The organism is Myxococcus sp. MISCRS1, assembly GCF_026626605.1.
In the GTDB taxonomy this organism is placed as follows: domain Bacteria; phylum Myxococcota; class Myxococcia; order Myxococcales; family Myxococcaceae; genus Myxococcus; species Myxococcus fulvus.
In genome coordinates, this window is the sequence record NZ_JAPNKB010000001.1 from 8,198,712 (window position 1) to 8,214,944 (window position 16,233).

Below are 16,233 nucleotides of genomic sequence, written 5' to 3' on the forward strand. Positions count from 1 at the left end.
CTTGACCGGGGCGGCGTTCTGGGACCAGCCTGCCGGCCGAATGGCCCGCTCCGCGTCTCGCACCATCGCCCTGGTCGTCCTGGTCGCCGTCCTGCTCTGCAGCGCCGCCGCCGCGGCCGGGGCGTGGCGCTACTTCCACAAGAATCCGCAGAACCCCGTCGTGCGGCTCGACGAGTACGTCACCATGGGCTGGGTGGCGTGGGATTCGAGCTGGTACATGCGCATCGCGCAGGACGGCTACCAGTACACGCCGGGCGAGCAGAGCTCGGTGGCCTTCTTCCCGCTCTACCCGCTGCTCATCCGCGCGGTGGAGACCCTGGGGCCCAACGTCTATCAGGCGGGGGTGCTCATCACGCTGTTGTGTGGCCCGCTGGCGCTGGTGATGTTCACGCGCTGGGCCAGGCTGCTCGCGGACGAGGACACCGCGCTCAAGGCGGGCCTCTTGATGGCGATGTACCCGTTCACGATGTACTTCTACGGGGCCATGTATTCGGACGCGCTGTTCGTCCTGCTGGTGGTGACGTCCTTCGTGCTCCTGGAGAAGGGGCACCTGGGGCCGGCGGTGCTGGTGGCGGCGGTGGCCACGGCGGCACGGCCCGTGGCGCCCGCGGTGGTGCTGGGACTCCTGGTTCGCAGGCTCGAGTGGAAGCACGCGCGGGGCGAGAAGTGGACCGCGGTGGACTTCCTGCCGGTGCTCTCGGGGGTGGGGTTCGGCTGCTACATGCTCTACCTGTGGCACCAGTTCGGAGACCCGTTCGCCTTCGTGAAGGTGCAGGGCGCGGCAGGGTGGGCGCAGACGCCGGGGTGGAGGACGTGGCTGAAGGTGTCGTGGTTCGAGCACGTGGTGCTCCACCCCACGGACAAGCGCGAGGCGTTCCGGCTGGCGGCGCACGCGTTCTTCACGCTCCTGGCGCTCGCGCTGGTGTGGCCCACGCGCAAGCTGCTCGGGTGGGGTTACGCCGTCTACGTGCTGGCCATCGTCGGGCTGCCCGCGTGGTCCACGAAGGACTTCATGGGGATGGGGCGGTATCTGCTGTCGTCGTTCCCCGTGTTCCTGACGGGGGCGATGCTCTTGCGTGAGCGGCCGCGCGTGCTCCAGGGGGCGCTGGCGGTGGGCGCGGTGTCGTTGCTCGTGTTGTCGTGGGCGTTCGGCGCGGACTACTACATCTCATGAGCACGCTCCTCGACGAGGCCCTCGCGTTGTACTCCCGGCTGCCAGCGGCCGAGCGGTTCCATGTGCATGCGCGTGCGTCCTCGGCGCCGCTGCTCGCGGTGGTGGAGCGCATGCCCGCCGGTGGCACGGTGGCGGACATCGGCTGTGGACACGGGTTGTTGTCCGCGCTCTTGGCGCTGTCGGACCCGAAGCGCGAGGTGCACGCGGTGGATCCGGACCCGCGCAAGGTGGGGTGGGCGCGCGAGGCGCTCGCGGGGCTGCCGCGGGTGAAGCTCGCGGAGGGGACGTTGGAGGAGGTGCTGGCGCCCGCGCTGCCGGGGACGTGCGAGGCGGCGGTGGTGTGCGACGTGCTCTACCTGTTGCCCGAGGAGAAGTGGCCCGGCTTCCTGCGCACGGCGCGCGGGCTGCTGCGCCCTGGCGGGCGCTTGTTGTTGAAGGAGGTGGAGGGGGATGGCTCCTGGAAGCACCGCAAGGCGCTGGCGCAGGAGTGGGTGATGGTGTCGCTCCTGGGGCGCACGAAGGCGAGCGGAGGAATGGTGCTCAAGCCTCGCTCGGCGATGCGAGCGCTCTTGGAGGACGCGGGCTTCACGGTGCGCGAGGTGGTGGACCTGGGACGTGGCTACACCACACCGCACGTGCTCTACGTCGCGGAGGCGAGTGCTCCGTAGTCGCTGGGGCCTCACGGTGCGCGAGGTGGTGGCGTCGGGCGCCACTACGTCCTGTGGGCGCTACGTCCGCGGAGGCGGAGTCCCCTCGGCGGGCACAGGGGCGAGGTGAATACGCCGAGCCGTAGAGCGCCATCGCACCGAGGCGCGCGTTGCTCATGCGAGGTGGCTGCAACGCGCGCAACCATGCGCAGCGGAGGCGCGGGGCATCCACGCCATCGCACGTGCTCTACGTCGCGGAAGCGAGCGTCCCGTAGGAGTGGAGCTGGATGCCTCGCTCGGCGAGCCGCGCCTTCACGCGGGCACTCGTGAGCGCCTCCAGCTCCGCCTGCCAGCCGTAGGTCCACGCCGGGTCCTCGGGCACCTGCGGTGTGCCCTCGCCAGGGTGACAGCCCACCTCGAAGTCTCCCGCCGGCATCGCGTCCAGCACCGCCAGCAGCGCGGCCTCATCCAACCGGCCCGCCTCGAACACGCCGCCCGCGCTCACCCTACGCACGCCGTGCCGAGCCCGGGGCGCCGTGCGCGCCAGCACCGTGAGCAGCGTCGTCTTCAGCGCGGGGCCCGGCGTGCGCAGCCACCGCGCGCGGGGCAGGGCGTCCGGCCAGCGCACGGGGAGCCGCTCCCGCGCGGCCATCGCCTCGACCATCGGCCGGATGCCGGGCAGCAGGTGCAGGTGCTGGTGTCCATCCAGGTGGTCCACCACCACGCCCAGCTCCCGCGCGCGCCGAAGCTGCGACTCCAGCTCCAGCTCCACCTCCGCGCGCCGCACCTTGCCCGTCAGCCACGCCTTCGCGAACTCCGCCCAGCTCGCACGCAGCCTCCCGTCAGGCGCCACCGTGGGGACCCGGTGGGAGCCCGCCGCGGGCTCCAGTCGCGTCGACAGCGCCAGGTGCAACCCCACCGCGAGCCCTTGCCCGCGCGCACGCGCCGCGGCCTCGGGCGCGGTCGGCCCCATGGCGAGCAGCGTGGCGCTGGTGACGATTCCCTCGCGGTTCGCGCGGAGGATGCCCGCGTCCAGGGACGGGTGCAGCCCCAGGTCATCCGCGTTGACGATGAGGCGCCGGGGCGGCGTGCTCACGGACGACTCAGCCCCGCGCCGAGCGGCTGTTCGCGGTGCGCAGCGGCTGCACCGACGGCGGCAGGCGCACCGGCTGCGACGGCGGCGCGGGCGTGCGCGTCTCCGGGTAGAGCTTCACCAGCTCCTTCACCATCTTCACGATGACCGACGGCGAGGCCAGCGTGGACACGCCACGCGTGCGCGGGAAGTAGTCCACGCCCATCTGGAACACGCGGAAGCCCTTGCGGATGGCCTTCACCACCAGCTCCGCGTCGATGAACGAGCCCTGGCTCTTCAGCTCCATCGACTCCAGCACCCGCCGGTGCATCACCTTGAAGCTGAAGTTGACGTCCTTGATCTGGATGTCGAACAGCGCCCGGATGAGCATGTTGTAGACGAACGAGTACACGATGCGCTTGGGGCCCTCGCTCGTGCGGTCGAACCGGAAGGCGCAGATCATGTCCGCCTCCAGGTAGTCCATCAGGTGCAGCGAGCGCTCCAGCTCCCGCAGGTCCCACGGCAGGTCGATGTCCGAGTAGACGACGATGTCCTTGGTCGACGCCGCCAGCCCCGTGCGCATCGCCCCACCCAGCTTCAGGTTCACCGGATGGTTGATGACCCGCAGCTGCGGAATCCGCTTCGCCATCCCTTCCGCAATCTCCTGCGTGCGGTCCGTCGACGCGTCGTTGACCACGATGATCTCGAAGTCGTCCGTCAGCTGCGGCAGCGCCTCCAGCGCCCGACTCACCGCCCGCTCCACGTAGTCCTCCTCGTTCCATGCGGGGAGGAAGAGGCTGATGCTGGGGTACTTGGCCACGACGGACCTCGATGCTCGGAGAAGGGGATTCCGGGCGGCTCGGTAGCAAGGCCCGGGTCCTAAATCAATCAGGGGGCTCCCACTCGCGAACACCCCTGTGCTACCGTGGAATCACCATTTTACGGGGACACTGTGACCTCTAGGCCTCATACCCTGCTGGTGGTGGATGAAGCGGAGTCAACCCTGGCCCGCCTCGCGAGGGCCCTCGGTCCGGAGGACTACTGCCTCCGTCTGATTTCCCCGGGCCCGGAGGTGGGCCGGCTGGCGAGGGAGGTGGACCTGGTGGTGTGGGTGGGCGGAAGACAGGTCACCGGTGACTGGCTCGACAAGCTGCTGGGCCAGGAGGGCCCGCCAGGTCCTCCGGTGATGGTTCTGACCCCCCGGGAACCTCGCGAGTCTTGGCTGGAGGCGCTCACCCGCGGCGCCGAGGTCATGTTCGACCCATGGGACGTGGAAGAATTACGGGCGCGGGTGGCCCGGTGCCTGACGGTCCACGCCCGATTTTCGCAACTATCCAACCAGGTGGGTGAGCTGCAGCGGCTGTCCTCGACGGACGGGCTGACGGGGGTCCACAACCACCGCCACTTCCAGGAGCGGCTGCGCGAGGAGTTCCGCCGGGCCCAGCGCTACGACGACCCGCTGTCGCTCATCCTCATGGACCTGGACCACTTCAAGCAGGTCAACGACAGGCATGGCCACACCACGGGGGACGGCGTCCTGAGAGAGGTGGCGGCGGCCCTCCAGCAGAGCGTGCGGGAGACGGACCTGGTGGCCCGCTACGGAGGAGAGGAGTTCGCCGTCCTGTTGCCCCGGACCCACCTGACGGGCGCGCTCACCGTGGCGGAGCGTGTGCGCAAGGATTTGGCGACCTTGCAGGTGGGGCCCCAGGGCTCGCTCCGGGTGACGGCATCGCTGGGCCTCTCCAGCTTCCCCCACCGCACCGTCCTCAGCCCCGAGCAGCTGCTGCTCACCGCCGACGAGGCCCTCTACCGGGCCAAGGCGGAGGGCAGGGACAGGGTCTGTCTCCACTCTCAAATGCCCCTGTTGCCGCCCAATCCCTCGCAGGGCGAGTGACCTGGGTCAAAGACCCTGGGGTGGTATTGACCCACAAGGGTGGGGGGAGTCTAGGATGACCCCACTCCTCGATTGTCGGGGAGTCGAATCATCCCGTGATTCCATGGGTTTGCGGCGCCCCACCGGCTGGCAGACACATTGCAAATGTCATGGGACGGAAAGAATCCCATGGGCCCCCTCGCCGCACAGATCACTCAGACGGAAGCAGCGCCGCGCGGGCGGCTGCTGCTCGTGGACGACGAGGAGAACATCCTCAAGTCCATCCGGCGGGTGCTGCGCCGGGGGGACTGGGACATCGAGACGGCGACGGACGCGGAGCAGGCGCTGCGCACGGTGGAGGCGTTCCGCCCCGAGGTCGTCATCTCCGACTTCCGGATGCCGGGCATGAACGGGGTGGAGTTCCTCACCCGGGTGAAGCAGCAGGAGCCGCGCGCCCAGCGCATCATGCTCACCGGCCAGGCGGACCAGCAGGCGATTGAGGAGGCCATCAACCGCTCGGAGATCTTCCGCTTCATCTCCAAGCCCTGGAACGACAGCCACCTGGTGCTGACGGTCAAGAGCGCGTTCGAGCAGTACGCGCTGCAGGCGGAGAACGAGCGGCTGTACCGGGTGACGACGGCGCAGAACGCGGAGCTGAAGCTGCTCAACGCGGACCTGGAGGAGCGCGTCGCCCAGCGCACGCGGATGCTCAGCCAGGCCAAGCGCGAGTGGGAGCTGTCGTTCGACTGCATGGAGACGCCGCTGTGCGTGGTGCGCGGGCGCGACTTCGCGGTGCGGCGGGCGAACCTGGCGTACGCGCACGTGGCGGGGCGCTCCATCGAGCAGATTCCGTCCGACATGGCCTGCTACCGGTATCTCTTCGGTCGCAACGAGCCGTGCACGGGCTGCCCGCTGCCGGCGGCGATGGAGAGCGGCAAGGGCGCGCGCGGAGAGGTGCAGCAGGGGGGCAGGACGTACGTGGTGGCCGCCTACCCCATGGCGGGGGACGAGCGGGTGGTGTGCACCTATCGCGACGTCACCGAGGAGCAGGCGATGACGCGCCGGCTCATCGAGACGGAGAAGATGGCGGCGGTGGGGCAGCTGGCGGGGGGCGTGGCGCATGAAATCAACAATCCGCTGGGGGGCATCCTGGCCTTCGCCCAGCTCATGTCCCGCGACGCGGGCCGCAGCGACGCGGACCTGGAGTCCCTGGGGCTGATTGAAGAGAGCGCGCTGCGGTGCAAGCGCATCGTCGAGAGCCTGCTGAAGTTCAGCCGACACAGCCGCGTGGAGGACCGGCGGCTGTTCGACTTGTCGCGGTGCGTGGAGGACGCGGCGGTGCTCTTCCGGGCGCAGCTGAAGACGACGCCGCGCGCGGAGCTGTCGCTCGATTTGAAGGACGGGCTTCCGAAGGTTTATGGCGACCCGGGCACGCTCGCGCAGGTGGTGTTGAACCTGCTGCAGAACGGCCTGCAGGCGCTTCCAGAGCGTGTAGGCCAGCTCAAGCTGGAGACGGGCCGTGAGGGTGACCGCTGCTTCTTCGCGGTGACCGACACGGGGTGCGGCATCGAGGAGAAGCACCTGCCGCGCATCTTCGAGCCCTCCTTCACCACCAAACCCCCCGGTGAAGGCACCGGGCTGGGCCTGTCCATCGCGTACCGCATCGTCCAGGACCACGGGGGCAGCTTCCACGTCGACACCCAGGTGGGCGCCGGCTCCCGTTTCACCGTCTTCCTGCCCATTCCCCTGCAGCTCGAGAGGTTGCCGTGAACCAAGTCAAGCGCGCCAAAGTCCTCGTCGTGGATGACGATTCGGTCGTCCTCAAGGCCGTGACGCAGATTCTCCAGCGCGAGGGCCACCCGGTGGTGGCCATTGATGACGCGGTGGAAGGTCTGACGGCGGCCAAGGACCCGACCATCGACGTCGTCGTCCTGGACATCAAGATGCCGAACCTGTCCGGCATGGACCTGCTCCGCGGCATCAAGGCCGAGCGTCCGGACGTGGAGGTCATCATGATGACGGCCTTCGCCACCGTGGAGACGGCGGTGGAGGCGGTGAAGGCGGGCGCGTACGACTACCTCACCAAGCCGTTCGAGAACATCGACGAGGTGAGCCTCACGGTGGCCAAGGCGGCCGAGCGCAAGGCGCTCAAGGACCGCACCCGCGCGCTGGAAGAGGCGCTCACCGTGCGCAGCCAGTTCGAGGACCTCATCGGCCAGTCGCCGCAGATGCGCTCGGTGTTCAAGCTGGTGGAGACGGTGAGCCACTCCACGGCCACGGTGCTCATCCAGGGTGAGAGCGGCACGGGCAAGGAGCTGGTGGCGCGCGCCATCCACTACCGCAGCTCGCGCAAGGACAAGCCGTTCGTCGCCGTCAACTGCTCGGCGCTGACGGAGACGCTGCTGGAGAGCGAGCTGTTCGGCCACGTGAAGGGCAGCTTCACGGGCGCCACGGGCAACAAGAAGGGCCTGTTCGAGGCGGCCGACGGCGGCACCATCTTCCTGGACGAGATTGGCGACGTGCCGCCGGCGACCCAGGTGCGTCTGCTCCGCGTCCTCCAGGAGGGCGAGGTCAAGCGGGTGGGCGCCAACGAGCCGGTGAAGGTGGACGTGCGCGTCATCGCGGCCACGCACGTGGACCTGTCGCGGGCGAAGGAGCAGGGCAAGTTCCGCGAGGACCTGTTCTACCGGCTCAACGTCATCACCATCGACCTGCCGCCGCTGCGGGACCGTCCGCAGGACGTGCCGCTGCTGGCGCACCACTTCCTGAAGCTGTACGCGTCCAAGGCGGACAAGAAGGTGACGGGCATCTCCCCGCGCGCGATGGAGGCCCTGACCTGCAACCGTTGGACGGGCAACGTGCGCGAGCTGGAGAACGTCATCGAGCGCGCGGTGGTGCTGACGGGCAATGACGTCATCGACGTGGAGGACCTGCCGCCCGGCTTCCAGTCGGCGCCTCAGGCCGACTCGGCGGTGGAGGTGTTCAGCCTGGCGCACCTGCCGTACGCGCAGGCCAAGCGCCTGGCGATGCGGGCGTTCGAGCGGCGCTACCTGTCGGCGCTCCTGGAGAAGAACAACCAGAACGTCTCCAGCGCGGCGCGCGCCGCGGGCGTGGACCGCTCCAACTTCCGCCGGCTGCTCAAGCAGTACGAGGTGGCGGGCCGCTCCATGAAGCCGCGCGTCCTCAAGGACGACGAGGGCGCTGAGCCGCTCGAGGCCGCGTCGTAGTCACGACGGGACGAACTGGATGAACTCCTGGCGCTGGTGAGGGACTCCCTCACCGGCGCCTGTTCGTTACGAAAGGCCTCACCCTTCGTCTTCGCCCGGCTCACGCGCACGCTCCGCGAGCTGGCGCTGGATGTCCTCGTACCGCTCGGCCAGCCGCGCCTCCTCGCCGTTGCGAGTCGGCGTGTAGAAGCTCCGTGAGCGCAGCTCGTCGGGCAGGTAGTCCTCGGGGACGTAGTTGCCCTCGAAGTTGTGCGGGTACTTGTAGCCGCCGCCGTAGCCCAGCGACTTCATCAGCTTCGTGGGCGCGTTGCGCAGGTGCATCGGCACGGGCAGCGCGCCCTCCTTCGTCACGGCCTCACGCGCGGACGTGTACGCCGTCAGCACCGCGTTCGACTTGGGCGCCAGCGCCAGGTACGTGACGGCCTGCGTGAGCGGCAGCGTGCCCTCCGGCAGGCCCACCAACTGGAACGCCCTCAGCGCGTCCACCGCCACGCTCAGCGCGCGCGGGTCCGCGTTGCCGATGTCCTCCGACGCGAAGATGACCATGCGCCGGAACAGGAAGATGGGGTCCTCGCCCGCCTCCAACATCCGCGCCATCCAGTACAGCGCCCCATCCACGTCACTGCCGCGCATCGATTTGATGAAGGCGCTGATGACGTTGTAGTGCTCCTCGCCGCCCTTGTCGTACAGCAGCGTCTTCTGCTGGAGCGCCTCCTCCGCGGCCTTTCGGTCCACGTGTGCCCCCGCATGCGCCGCGGCCACCTCCAGCCCCGTCAGCGCCTTGCGCGCATCCCCGCCCGCCGACGCCGCCAGGAACTCCAGCGCGTCGTCGTCCGCCGTCACCCGTCCTCCCAACCCGCGCGTGTCCGAGAGCGCCCGACGCAGGAGCGCCACCAGCTCCTCGTCCTCCAACCCGCGCAGCGTGACGACCCGACAGCGAGACAGCAGCGCCGCGTTCACCTCGAACGAGGGGTTCTCCGTCGTGGCGCCGATGAGCGTCACCGTGCCCTTCTCCACGTGGGGCAGCAGCGCGTCCTGCTGCGCCTTGTTGAAGCGGTGGATTTCGTCGATGAACAGGAACGTCCGCTGGCGATGCAGGTTCCAGCGCTCCTGCGCCCGCGCCACCGTCTCGCGGATGTCCTTCACCCCCGCGAGCACCGCCGACACCGAATCGAACGCGGCGCCCGTCGAGCGCGCCACCAGCCAGGCGAGCGTCGTCTTGCCCGTGCCGGGAGGCCCCCAGAGGATGAGGCTCGGGACCTGGTCCGCCTCCAGCGCCCGACGCAGGAACCGGCCCTCGCCCGTGAGGTGCTCCTGACCGACGAACTCATCCAGGGCGCGCGGCCGCATGCGCTCGGCGAGGGGCGCCCGGCGGGCCTGCTCCTTCTGTCCCGCGTGTTCGAAGAGGTCCATGGACCCCTCAAAGCTAGCGCCCCGGAGGCGGGCACGCCGGGGCGTCTGTCCGGTGGGCGGGGCCTTCGACAATTCAGGGGAGCGCCCGGGCGCCTGGCTGGATTATGAAGCAGGCTGCGTGCAGACCCTCGTCATCGTCGCGAAGAAGGACAACCCCGAGGCGGTGGCCCTGGCGTCCCGCATCCGCGAGACCTACCCGCACCTTACCATCCTGGGAGACCGCTCCCTGGCCCACGAGCTGGGCTGGCCCCGGGTGGAGGACCGCGAGCTGGCGGCGCGCGCGGACCTCACGGTGGTGCTCGGCGGGGACGGCACCCTCATCTACGCGGCGCGGCTGCTCGGCGGACGCGGGGTGCCCATCCTCGGCGTCAACCTGGGCAGCCTGGGCTTCATGACGGAGGTCCCCGTCGAGGAGCTGTTCACCACGCTGGAGGAAGTGCTCGCGGGCCGCTTCCAGGTGGACTCCCGCATGAAGCTCACCTGCCGGCTGATTCGCGGCGGACGCGTGCTCATCGAGGACGAAATCCTCAACGACGTGGTCATCAACAAGGGCGCGCTGGCGCGCATCGCCGACCACGAGACCTCCATCGATGGCGTGCCCATCACCACGTACAAGGCGGACGGCGTCATCCTCGCCACGCCCACGGGCTCCACCGCGTACTCGCTGTCCGCCGGCGGCCCCATCGTCCATCCGTCCGTGGACTGCACGGTGCTCTCGCCCATCTGCTCGCACGCGCTCACCCAGCGCTCCATCGTCGTGCCCGCCGACCGCACCATCCGCATCACCCTGCGCAGCGAGACGGCCGACACGTACCTGACGCTGGACGGACAGACGGGCCACGGCCTGCAGGGCGGTGACTGCATCGAGGTGGTGCGCTCGGCCAACCGGGTCAACCTGGTGCGCAACCCGCGCGTGGCCTACTTCTCCATCCTCCGGCAGAAGCTCCACTGGGGCGAGCGCTGACGGACGCTCCGTGTTCCTGTTCCTCTCGAAGGTGCTGGACCTGTTCCTGGCGCCGCTCACCTGGGCGCTGCTGCTCATCCTCGTGAGCCGGCTGCCCCGGCTGCGCCCCGCGCTCGCCCGAGGGCTCCTCGTCGCGGGGCTCGGGGTGCTCTACGTCTTCTCCACCGAGGCGATGTCCACGCTCTTGACGTACCAGGTGGAGGAGGGGGCCCACGACACGTTCCAGCCCGGCGAGCCCTACGACGCCGTCATCGTCCTGGGTGGAGGACTGGACCCCTCCGCGATGGAGCGCTCGGGGCGGCTCGAGTTCAACGCCGCGCCGGAGCGCATCCTCCGGGGCTATGACTTGATGCGCGAGGGACACGCCCGCTTCGTGCTCATCTCCGGCGGCTCGCTGGACCCGCGCCCCACGGCGGTGGTGGAGGCGGACGTGCTCTCGCGCATGCTCCAGGACTGGGGCATCCCCGCCGAGCGCATCGTCACCGAGGGCCAGAGCCGCAACACGCGCGAGAACGCGGTGGAGTCCGCGCGCATCATCCAGGAGCGCGGCTGGAAGCGGCTGCTGCTGGTGACGAGCGCGGCCCACATGCCCCGGGCGCAGGGGTGCTTCGCCGCGGTGGGCCTGCGCCCGGACACGCTGCCGGTGGACGCGAGGATGCCGGCCTTCCGCATGGGCCGGCTCGGGTGGCTGCCCCGCGCCGGAGCGCTGTCGCAGAGCACGGACGTGCTCCGGGAGCTCGCGGGGCGCGTCGTCTACCGGCTCCGGGGTTGGACTTCGCCCTGACGTCAGCCCGCGGCGAGTCGTCGAGGCACCTCTTCCACGGGGGCGGTGCGCTGGACGGCCTCCTCCCGCAGCCACGCGAGCGTCGTCAGCCGGTCCTCGTCGAGGATGCGCTGGGTGGTGACGCGGTCCGGGTAGCAGCGCATGAACATGTGCGTGAAGTGCGTGCCGTAGTGGATGAACTCGTCGCGCGTGGGGTCCTTCAGCGGGCGGACGCAGGCCTCGAAGTGGGGCTCGTGGAAGTACGCCATCGCGAAGCGCTCGCGTGAGGCGAGCACCACCTTGTGCGGCGTCGACAGCAGATAGCCCCGCGTGAGGAACTGCAGGATGTCTCCGGGGAACACCGTCAGCACGTCGGGGACGGGCTTCACGAAGGTCCACGGCTCGTCGTGCTCGTACATGCCCGCGGAGCTCTCGCCCTGCAGCCAGTTGCGCTTGCGCGGCTCGCCCTCGACGGGCGGGCGGACCCACAGGCCGCCCACGTCGTCCTGCGCGGCGATGACGAGCATGCCGTAGTCCGTGTGCGCGCCGATGCCTCGCGTCGTTGCGGGAGAGCGTGCGGGAAAGCGCAGCACGCGCATGTGATGCCAGCCGTCCTTCGTCAGCGCGGTGAGCGCGTCGATGTCCAGGCCCAGTCCCAGCGCGGTGAGCCGCAGGAGCCGCTCGCCCGCGGAGCCGAGCTCCTCGGTGTGCGCCGTCATGCCCAGCCGATAGGCCTCGTCCGGCCAGGGCGCCGGGCCATGGCAGGGCCAGCCGGAGTGCACGCGCGCGTCGGTGAGGGGCACGTCCTTGCAGACGGTGAAGACCTCCGAGTAGTCGGCCTCGCCCGCGGTCAGCTCCTCGCCGGAGGCGACGTAGCCCGAGTACGTCGAGTCACTCACGCAGCGCTGCTTCTCCTCCAGCGGCTGACGGAAGAAGCGCCGGCTCAGCTCGAAGGCGTCACGGGCCTTGTCCGCCTGCGCGGGGCTCATGCGAATCTGGAAGATGCCGTCGCGTCGCCAGGCGCGAATCATCGCGAGCCCGAGCGCGACATCGGTTTCACTTCCACTCACGACGTGCGGCAAACGGAATGTCTCCAACTCGGCCATGGGCGCTCCCGGGTGGGGGTGGGCTGGGGGCGCTCCCGGAAACAAGCTGGCCGAGTCGGAAGATGCGGCGGGGGCGCTCCGCCGGCGCGCGAGTGGAGCAATCCCTCGCGTTCATCGCCAGACACGGGGCCAAATCCACCCAGGTTTCGGGCGGTCAGATTGTCGGGAAGTGGATGTGTGGGCGCGCGAATTCCGCCCAGGGTTTATTTCAGGGGAGGCGCGGGGCGGCGCGCATCGCGTGAGAGCGTCGCGCCATCCAGCCGGATGATGCGGCCCTCGGCCTTCGCGCGCGGCGCGGGCTTGCCCGAGTGCAGCGCCTGCGCGAGCAGGTCCAGCGGCGTGCGCCCGTCCTTCATCGCGGGCGTGGAGGGCAGCCCCTTGAGCATGTCGTAGCCGTCCTTGCCGCTGGTGAGGAAGCTCAGCGTGGCGAGCCGGTACGTGGCCGCGTCGTCGAGCGGCTTGCCGTTCACCTTCACGTCGACGACGCGCGAGCCCGGCGGCTTGCGTGCGTCGAAGGTGAAGCGCATGCCGGAGACCTGGAGGAAGCGGCCGGGGCGCGCGTCCTCGCGGCTCAGGCTGACGCCGTTCTCCAGCGCGGCGCGCAGCGTGGCGCCGGGAATCTCCACCACCACCAGCTCGTCGGTGTAGGGCATCAGCGCGTGCAGGTCCCTGCGCGTGAGCGTGCCGGCGGGGAGGATGGTGTCGGCGCGCAGCGCGCCCCCGTTGACGAAGGCCACCTCGGCGCCGGCCGCCTCGCGGAAGATGTCCGCGACGAGCGAGCCCAGGTTCGTCTCGCGCGAGCGCACCTGCGTGCCGCGGGCGTCGAGCGCCACGGGCGTCCTGCCCACCGGCTCCGCGAGCCTGGCGAACAGCGCCTCATAGGGCTTCATGGCCGCGTTGAACTCCGCGTCCTCGGGCACCTTCTTCGTGACGGGCAGCCGCGCCCAGGACACCTTGCGCACCTTGCCCGTGGCCGTGTCCACGTCCAGCGTGAGCCGGCCCAGCTCCAGCGCGTCCGCGGGCACCTTGAAGATGGGCGTGCCGGTGGTGCGGTCATTCGCGCCCACGTGGTCATGCCCGCCCAGGAGGGCGTCGACCTTCACGCACCTCGCCAGCTGCCGGTCCTGCGCCAGCTCCAGGTGCGTCAGGCCCACCACCACCTGCGCCCCGTCCTCGCGCAGCTTCGCCACCGCCTCCCGCGCCGCCTGGCAGAAGTCGGTGAACAGCGTGTCGGGCCCCGCCTTCGTCGAAGTCTTCGTCTCCGGCAGCACCACGCCGAACAGGCCCACGCGCACGCCACCCAGCTCCCGCACCTCGTACGCCTTGACGCCCTCGAACAGCGCGCCCGTCTTCCCGTCGACGACGTTGGCGCCCAGCCAGGTGAAGCGCGACTGGCGGATGCGCTCCTTCAGCACGTCGTCACCGAAGTCGAACTCGTGGTTGCCCAGCACCGCCGCGTCCAGCCCGAGCGCGTTCCACGCGTCCACCATGTGCCGGCCCTTGAGCGCCTTGCCGTCCACCTCCAGCAACGACTCCACCGACGGGGACAGCGTGTCGCCGCCCAGGAGCGTCAGCACGTGCGGGGCAGGCGACTCGCTCAGCACCCGCTTGCGCAGCGTGGCCACCCGCGCCAGGCCCCCCCGGCCCCCGTGCTCCTGCTGGGGCTGCACCTGGTACACGTCCGCCAGGTGGAGCAACGTCAGGCGCGTGGTGCCCGCGGGCGCCGCGCCCTGGCCGAGGCCCGGGGCCAGCGTCAGCAGCAGCGCGAGCGGCAGGAGCAGGGCCCCACGTCGGGCCAGCGCTGTCGTCGTCGTCATCGCGAGTCGTTCTCCAGGGGCGCCCGCACGGCGCCGGGCTCGCCGGAGTAGCGCACTCACGCGACGAACGCGAGCACACCCGCCTTCACCTCAGGCCCCTGAGTCACCACCATCCCAGGACAGCCAGGAAAACCGCCGCAGTGTGTCATGGGTGAAAGTTACAGAAATCTGATGAAGCCGGTTTGCCCGTACTTCACTGCGATTGCTAGGACCCGCCCTGAACAACCCTAGGGAGGTCGTCACCATGCGACACAACACATGGAGCGCGCTGCTGTTGGCCGGCTTGTTGGGCTGCGGCGAGAGCGCGCTCGAGAATCAACAGCGCTCCGGTGAGGAGACAGCGGAGGTCGTTCAGCGGCTCGGCCCCTCGGGGCGACCGGGCATGGGCGCCACCATCTACTCGGGGGGCGTGACGTTCCGGACGTGGGCGCCGCTGGCGCAGAAGGTCTTCGTCGCGGGCGACTTCAGCGGCTGGGGCTGGATTGAGCTGGGCGGCGAGGGCAACGGCAACTTCTCTGGCGACGTGGCGGGCGCGGTGAAGGGCCAGAAGTACAAGTTCGTCACGCGCAACGCCTGGGGTAGCGACGCGTGGCGCGCGGACCCTCGGGCGGCGTGGCAGGAGAACTCCACGGGCGCGAGCATCATCTACGACCACGGCGAGTACTGGTGGAACGCGCAGCAGTTCAGCACGCCGGGCTTCAACGAGATGGTCATCTACGAGATGCACGTGGGCACCTTCCACGACTCGCCGGGCTGGGGGCCGGGCAACTGGAACAGCGCCATCGCGAAGCTCGGCTACCTGCAGGACCTGGGCATCAACATGGTGAAGGTGATGCCGGCGTACGAGTTCGCCGGCGACTTCTCCTGGGGCTACAACGTGGCCTTCCCGTTCGCGCCGGAGAGCGCCTACGGCTCGCCCAACGACATGAAGCGCTTCGTGGACGAGGCGCACATGCGCGGCATCGGCGTCATCTTCGACGTGGTGCACAACCACTGGGGGCCGAGTGATCTGCCCATGTGGTGCTTCAGCGGCAACTGCCTGAACAACGGCGGCGAGTACTTCTTCGATGACGGTCGCAAGGTGACGCCGTGGGGCAACACCCGCCCGGACTACGGCCGCGCCGAGGTGCGCGCCTACATCCGCGACTCGATGATGAACCTGCTCGACAACTTCCGGGGCGATGGCCTGCGCTGGGACGCCACCAAGTACATGCGCACGATTGATGGCACGGGTGACATCCCGTCGGCGTGGCAGGTGTTCCGCTCCGTCAACAACGAAATCAACGCGCGAAGCGGCTACAAGATCTCCATCGCCGAGGACTTCGGTGGCGGTAACTCCATCACCGACAACGCGAGTGGCGACTTCGCGGGAGGCGCGGGGTTCGACGCGCAGTGGTCCGCGGAGTTCGTGCACCCCATCCGCGCGGCGGTCATCGAGCAGAACGACGCCAACCGGAACATGGGCGCGGTGGCGGCCGCGATTGGCCAGAGCTTCAGTGGCCGGACGCACGCGCGCATCATCTACTCGGAGAGCCACGACGAGGTGGCCAACGGCCACAGCCGCGTGCCGGAGGAGATCTGGCCGGGCAACGCGGGGAGCTGGGCGTCCAAGAAGCGCTCCACGCTGGCCGCGGGCATCACCATGACGTCGCCGGGCATCCCGATGATCTTCCAGGGGCAGGAGATTCTGGAGAACGGCTTCTTCTCCGACCAGGACCCGGTGGACTGGCAGAAGCTCACCGACTTCGGTGGCATCCACAACCTCTACCGCGACCTCATCCGCCTGCGCCGCAACTGGAACAACAACACGCGCGGCCTGCGCGGGGGTGGCCTCAACGTCCACCACATCAACAACACCAACAAGGTGATTGCCTACCACCGGTGGGAGAACGGTGGCCCGGGCGACGACGTCATCGTCGTGGCCAACTTCAGCAGCACCACGTTCAACAGCTACAACATCGGCTTCCCGCGCACCGGCACCTGGTACCTGCGCTTCAACAGCGACTGGAACGGGTACTCGGGTGACTTCGGCAACACCCCGTCGGCGAACACCACGGCATACAGTGGCGGCAAGGACGGCATGGGCAACAACGCGTCCTTCGCGATTGGTCCCTACTCGCTGCTCATCTTCTCGCAGTAACGCTTGAGGAACGTCCCGGGCGCCCGGAGTCAGGCGG

At 69.5% G+C, this 16,233-nt stretch carries 13 protein-coding genes; 8 read left to right on the top strand and 5 right to left on the bottom strand.

What is annotated here, in order from left to right; all coding sequences use genetic code 11:
- Positions 1 to 40 precede the first annotated feature (40 nt).
- On the top strand, positions 41 to 1,174 hold the full coding sequence (locus tag OWM54_RS32770) for a mannosyltransferase family protein (protein ID WP_267700023.1): 1,134 nt from the start codon (positions 41 to 43) through the stop codon (positions 1,172 to 1,174).
- Positions 1,171 to 1,842: a class I SAM-dependent methyltransferase gene (locus tag OWM54_RS32775; protein ID WP_223781930.1), complete on the top strand. Its 672-nt coding sequence runs from the start codon at positions 1,171 to 1,173 to the stop codon at positions 1,840 to 1,842. Before OWM54_RS32770 ends, OWM54_RS32775 begins: the two co-directional genes overlap by 4 nt.
- A 226-nt stretch (positions 1,843 to 2,068) precedes the next feature.
- On the opposite strand, the gene OWM54_RS32780 is transcribed toward OWM54_RS32775, so the two are convergent.
- Entirely contained in the window at positions 2,069 to 2,917 is an 849-nt protein-coding gene (locus tag OWM54_RS32780; protein ID WP_267700024.1) for a ChbG/HpnK family deacetylase, read from the bottom strand.
- Positions 2,918 to 2,924: 7 nt separating this feature from the next.
- On the bottom strand, positions 2,925 to 3,713 hold the full coding sequence (locus OWM54_RS32785) for a glycosyltransferase family 2 protein (protein ID WP_141322906.1): 789 nt from the start codon (positions 3,711 to 3,713) through the stop codon (positions 2,925 to 2,927).
- A 132-nt stretch (positions 3,714 to 3,845) separates the two neighbouring features.
- Between OWM54_RS32785 and OWM54_RS32790 the strand changes: the two genes are divergently transcribed.
- The 3 genes from OWM54_RS32790 (at position 3,846) to OWM54_RS32800 (ending at position 7,993) form a co-directional block, all read left to right on the top strand.
- Complete coding sequence (locus OWM54_RS32790) at positions 3,846 to 4,787, top strand: diguanylate cyclase (RefSeq protein WP_223745341.1); 942 nt, start codon at positions 3,846 to 3,848, stop codon at positions 4,785 to 4,787.
- A 168-nt stretch (positions 4,788 to 4,955) separates the two neighbouring features.
- Positions 4,956 to 6,536: an ATP-binding protein gene (locus tag OWM54_RS32795; RefSeq protein ID WP_141322904.1), complete on the top strand. Its 1,581-nt coding sequence runs from the start codon at positions 4,956 to 4,958 to the stop codon at positions 6,534 to 6,536.
- Positions 6,533 to 7,993, top strand: a complete 1,461-nt coding sequence (locus tag OWM54_RS32800) for a sigma-54-dependent transcriptional regulator (protein ID WP_141322903.1) — start codon at positions 6,533 to 6,535, stop codon at positions 7,991 to 7,993. The genes OWM54_RS32795 and OWM54_RS32800 overlap by 4 nt, the downstream gene beginning before the upstream one ends.
- Before the next feature lie 78 nt (positions 7,994 to 8,071).
- On the opposite strand, the gene OWM54_RS32805 is transcribed toward OWM54_RS32800, so the two are convergent.
- Positions 8,072 to 9,406: a replication-associated recombination protein A gene (locus OWM54_RS32805; RefSeq protein ID WP_267700025.1), complete on the bottom strand. Its 1,335-nt coding sequence runs from the start codon at positions 9,404 to 9,406 to the stop codon at positions 8,072 to 8,074.
- Positions 9,407 to 9,524: 118 nt separating this feature from the next.
- Here OWM54_RS32805 and OWM54_RS32810 point away from each other — a divergent pair, with 118 nt between their 5' ends.
- Both OWM54_RS32810 and OWM54_RS32815 read left to right on the top strand, forming a co-directional pair.
- On the top strand, positions 9,525 to 10,370 hold the full coding sequence (locus OWM54_RS32810) for an NAD(+)/NADH kinase (protein ID WP_223745343.1): 846 nt from the start codon (positions 9,525 to 9,527) through the stop codon (positions 10,368 to 10,370).
- A 10-nt stretch (positions 10,371 to 10,380) separates the two neighbouring features.
- A complete protein-coding gene (locus tag OWM54_RS32815; protein WP_267700027.1) occupies positions 10,381 to 11,154 on the top strand; it encodes a YdcF family protein in 774 nt (257 codons plus the stop codon).
- 2 nt (positions 11,155 to 11,156) lie between these two features.
- Here the strand turns inward: OWM54_RS32815 and OWM54_RS32820 are convergent, their stop codons facing one another.
- Together OWM54_RS32820 and OWM54_RS32825 are read right to left on the bottom strand one after the other, a co-directional pair.
- Positions 11,157 to 12,239, bottom strand: coding sequence for a 2-oxoglutarate and iron-dependent oxygenase domain-containing protein (locus OWM54_RS32820; RefSeq protein ID WP_267700028.1), 1,083 nt, complete (start codon positions 12,237 to 12,239; stop codon positions 11,157 to 11,159).
- 203 nt (positions 12,240 to 12,442) lie between these two features.
- A complete protein-coding gene (locus OWM54_RS32825; protein ID WP_267700029.1) occupies positions 12,443 to 14,056 on the bottom strand; it encodes a bifunctional metallophosphatase/5'-nucleotidase in 1,614 nt (537 codons plus the stop codon).
- 244 nt (positions 14,057 to 14,300) lie between these two features.
- On the opposite strand from OWM54_RS32825, the gene OWM54_RS32830 reads away from it, so the two are divergent.
- A complete protein-coding gene (locus OWM54_RS32830) occupies positions 14,301 to 16,196 on the top strand; it encodes an alpha-amylase family glycosyl hydrolase (RefSeq protein ID WP_267700030.1) in 1,896 nt (631 codons plus the stop codon).
- Positions 16,197 to 16,233 lie beyond the last annotated feature (37 nt).

What these genes read in the sequence shown, in the direction of transcription:
- OWM54_RS32830 (WP_267700030.1), top strand. Translation starts at nt 14,301, where the DNA reads ATGCGACACAACACATGGAGCGCGCTGCTGTTGGCCGGCTTGTTGGGC.
- OWM54_RS32775 (WP_223781930.1), top strand. Translation starts at nt 1,171, where the DNA reads ATGAGCACGCTCCTCGACGAGGCCCTCGCGTTGTACTCCCGGCTGCCA.
- OWM54_RS32805 (WP_267700025.1), bottom strand. Translation starts at nt 9,406, where the DNA reads ATGGACCTCTTCGAACACGCGGGACAGAAGGAGCAGGCCCGCCGGGCG.
- OWM54_RS32795 (WP_141322904.1), top strand. Translation starts at nt 4,956, where the DNA reads ATGGGCCCCCTCGCCGCACAGATCACTCAGACGGAAGCAGCGCCGCGC.
- OWM54_RS32825 (WP_267700029.1), bottom strand. Translation starts at nt 14,056, where the DNA reads ATGACGACGACGACAGCGCTGGCCCGACGTGGGGCCCTGCTCCTGCCG.
- OWM54_RS32770 (WP_267700023.1), top strand. Translation starts at nt 41, where the DNA reads ATGGCCCGCTCCGCGTCTCGCACCATCGCCCTGGTCGTCCTGGTCGCC.
- OWM54_RS32820 (WP_267700028.1), bottom strand. Translation starts at nt 12,239, where the DNA reads ATGGCCGAGTTGGAGACATTCCGTTTGCCGCACGTCGTGAGTGGAAGT.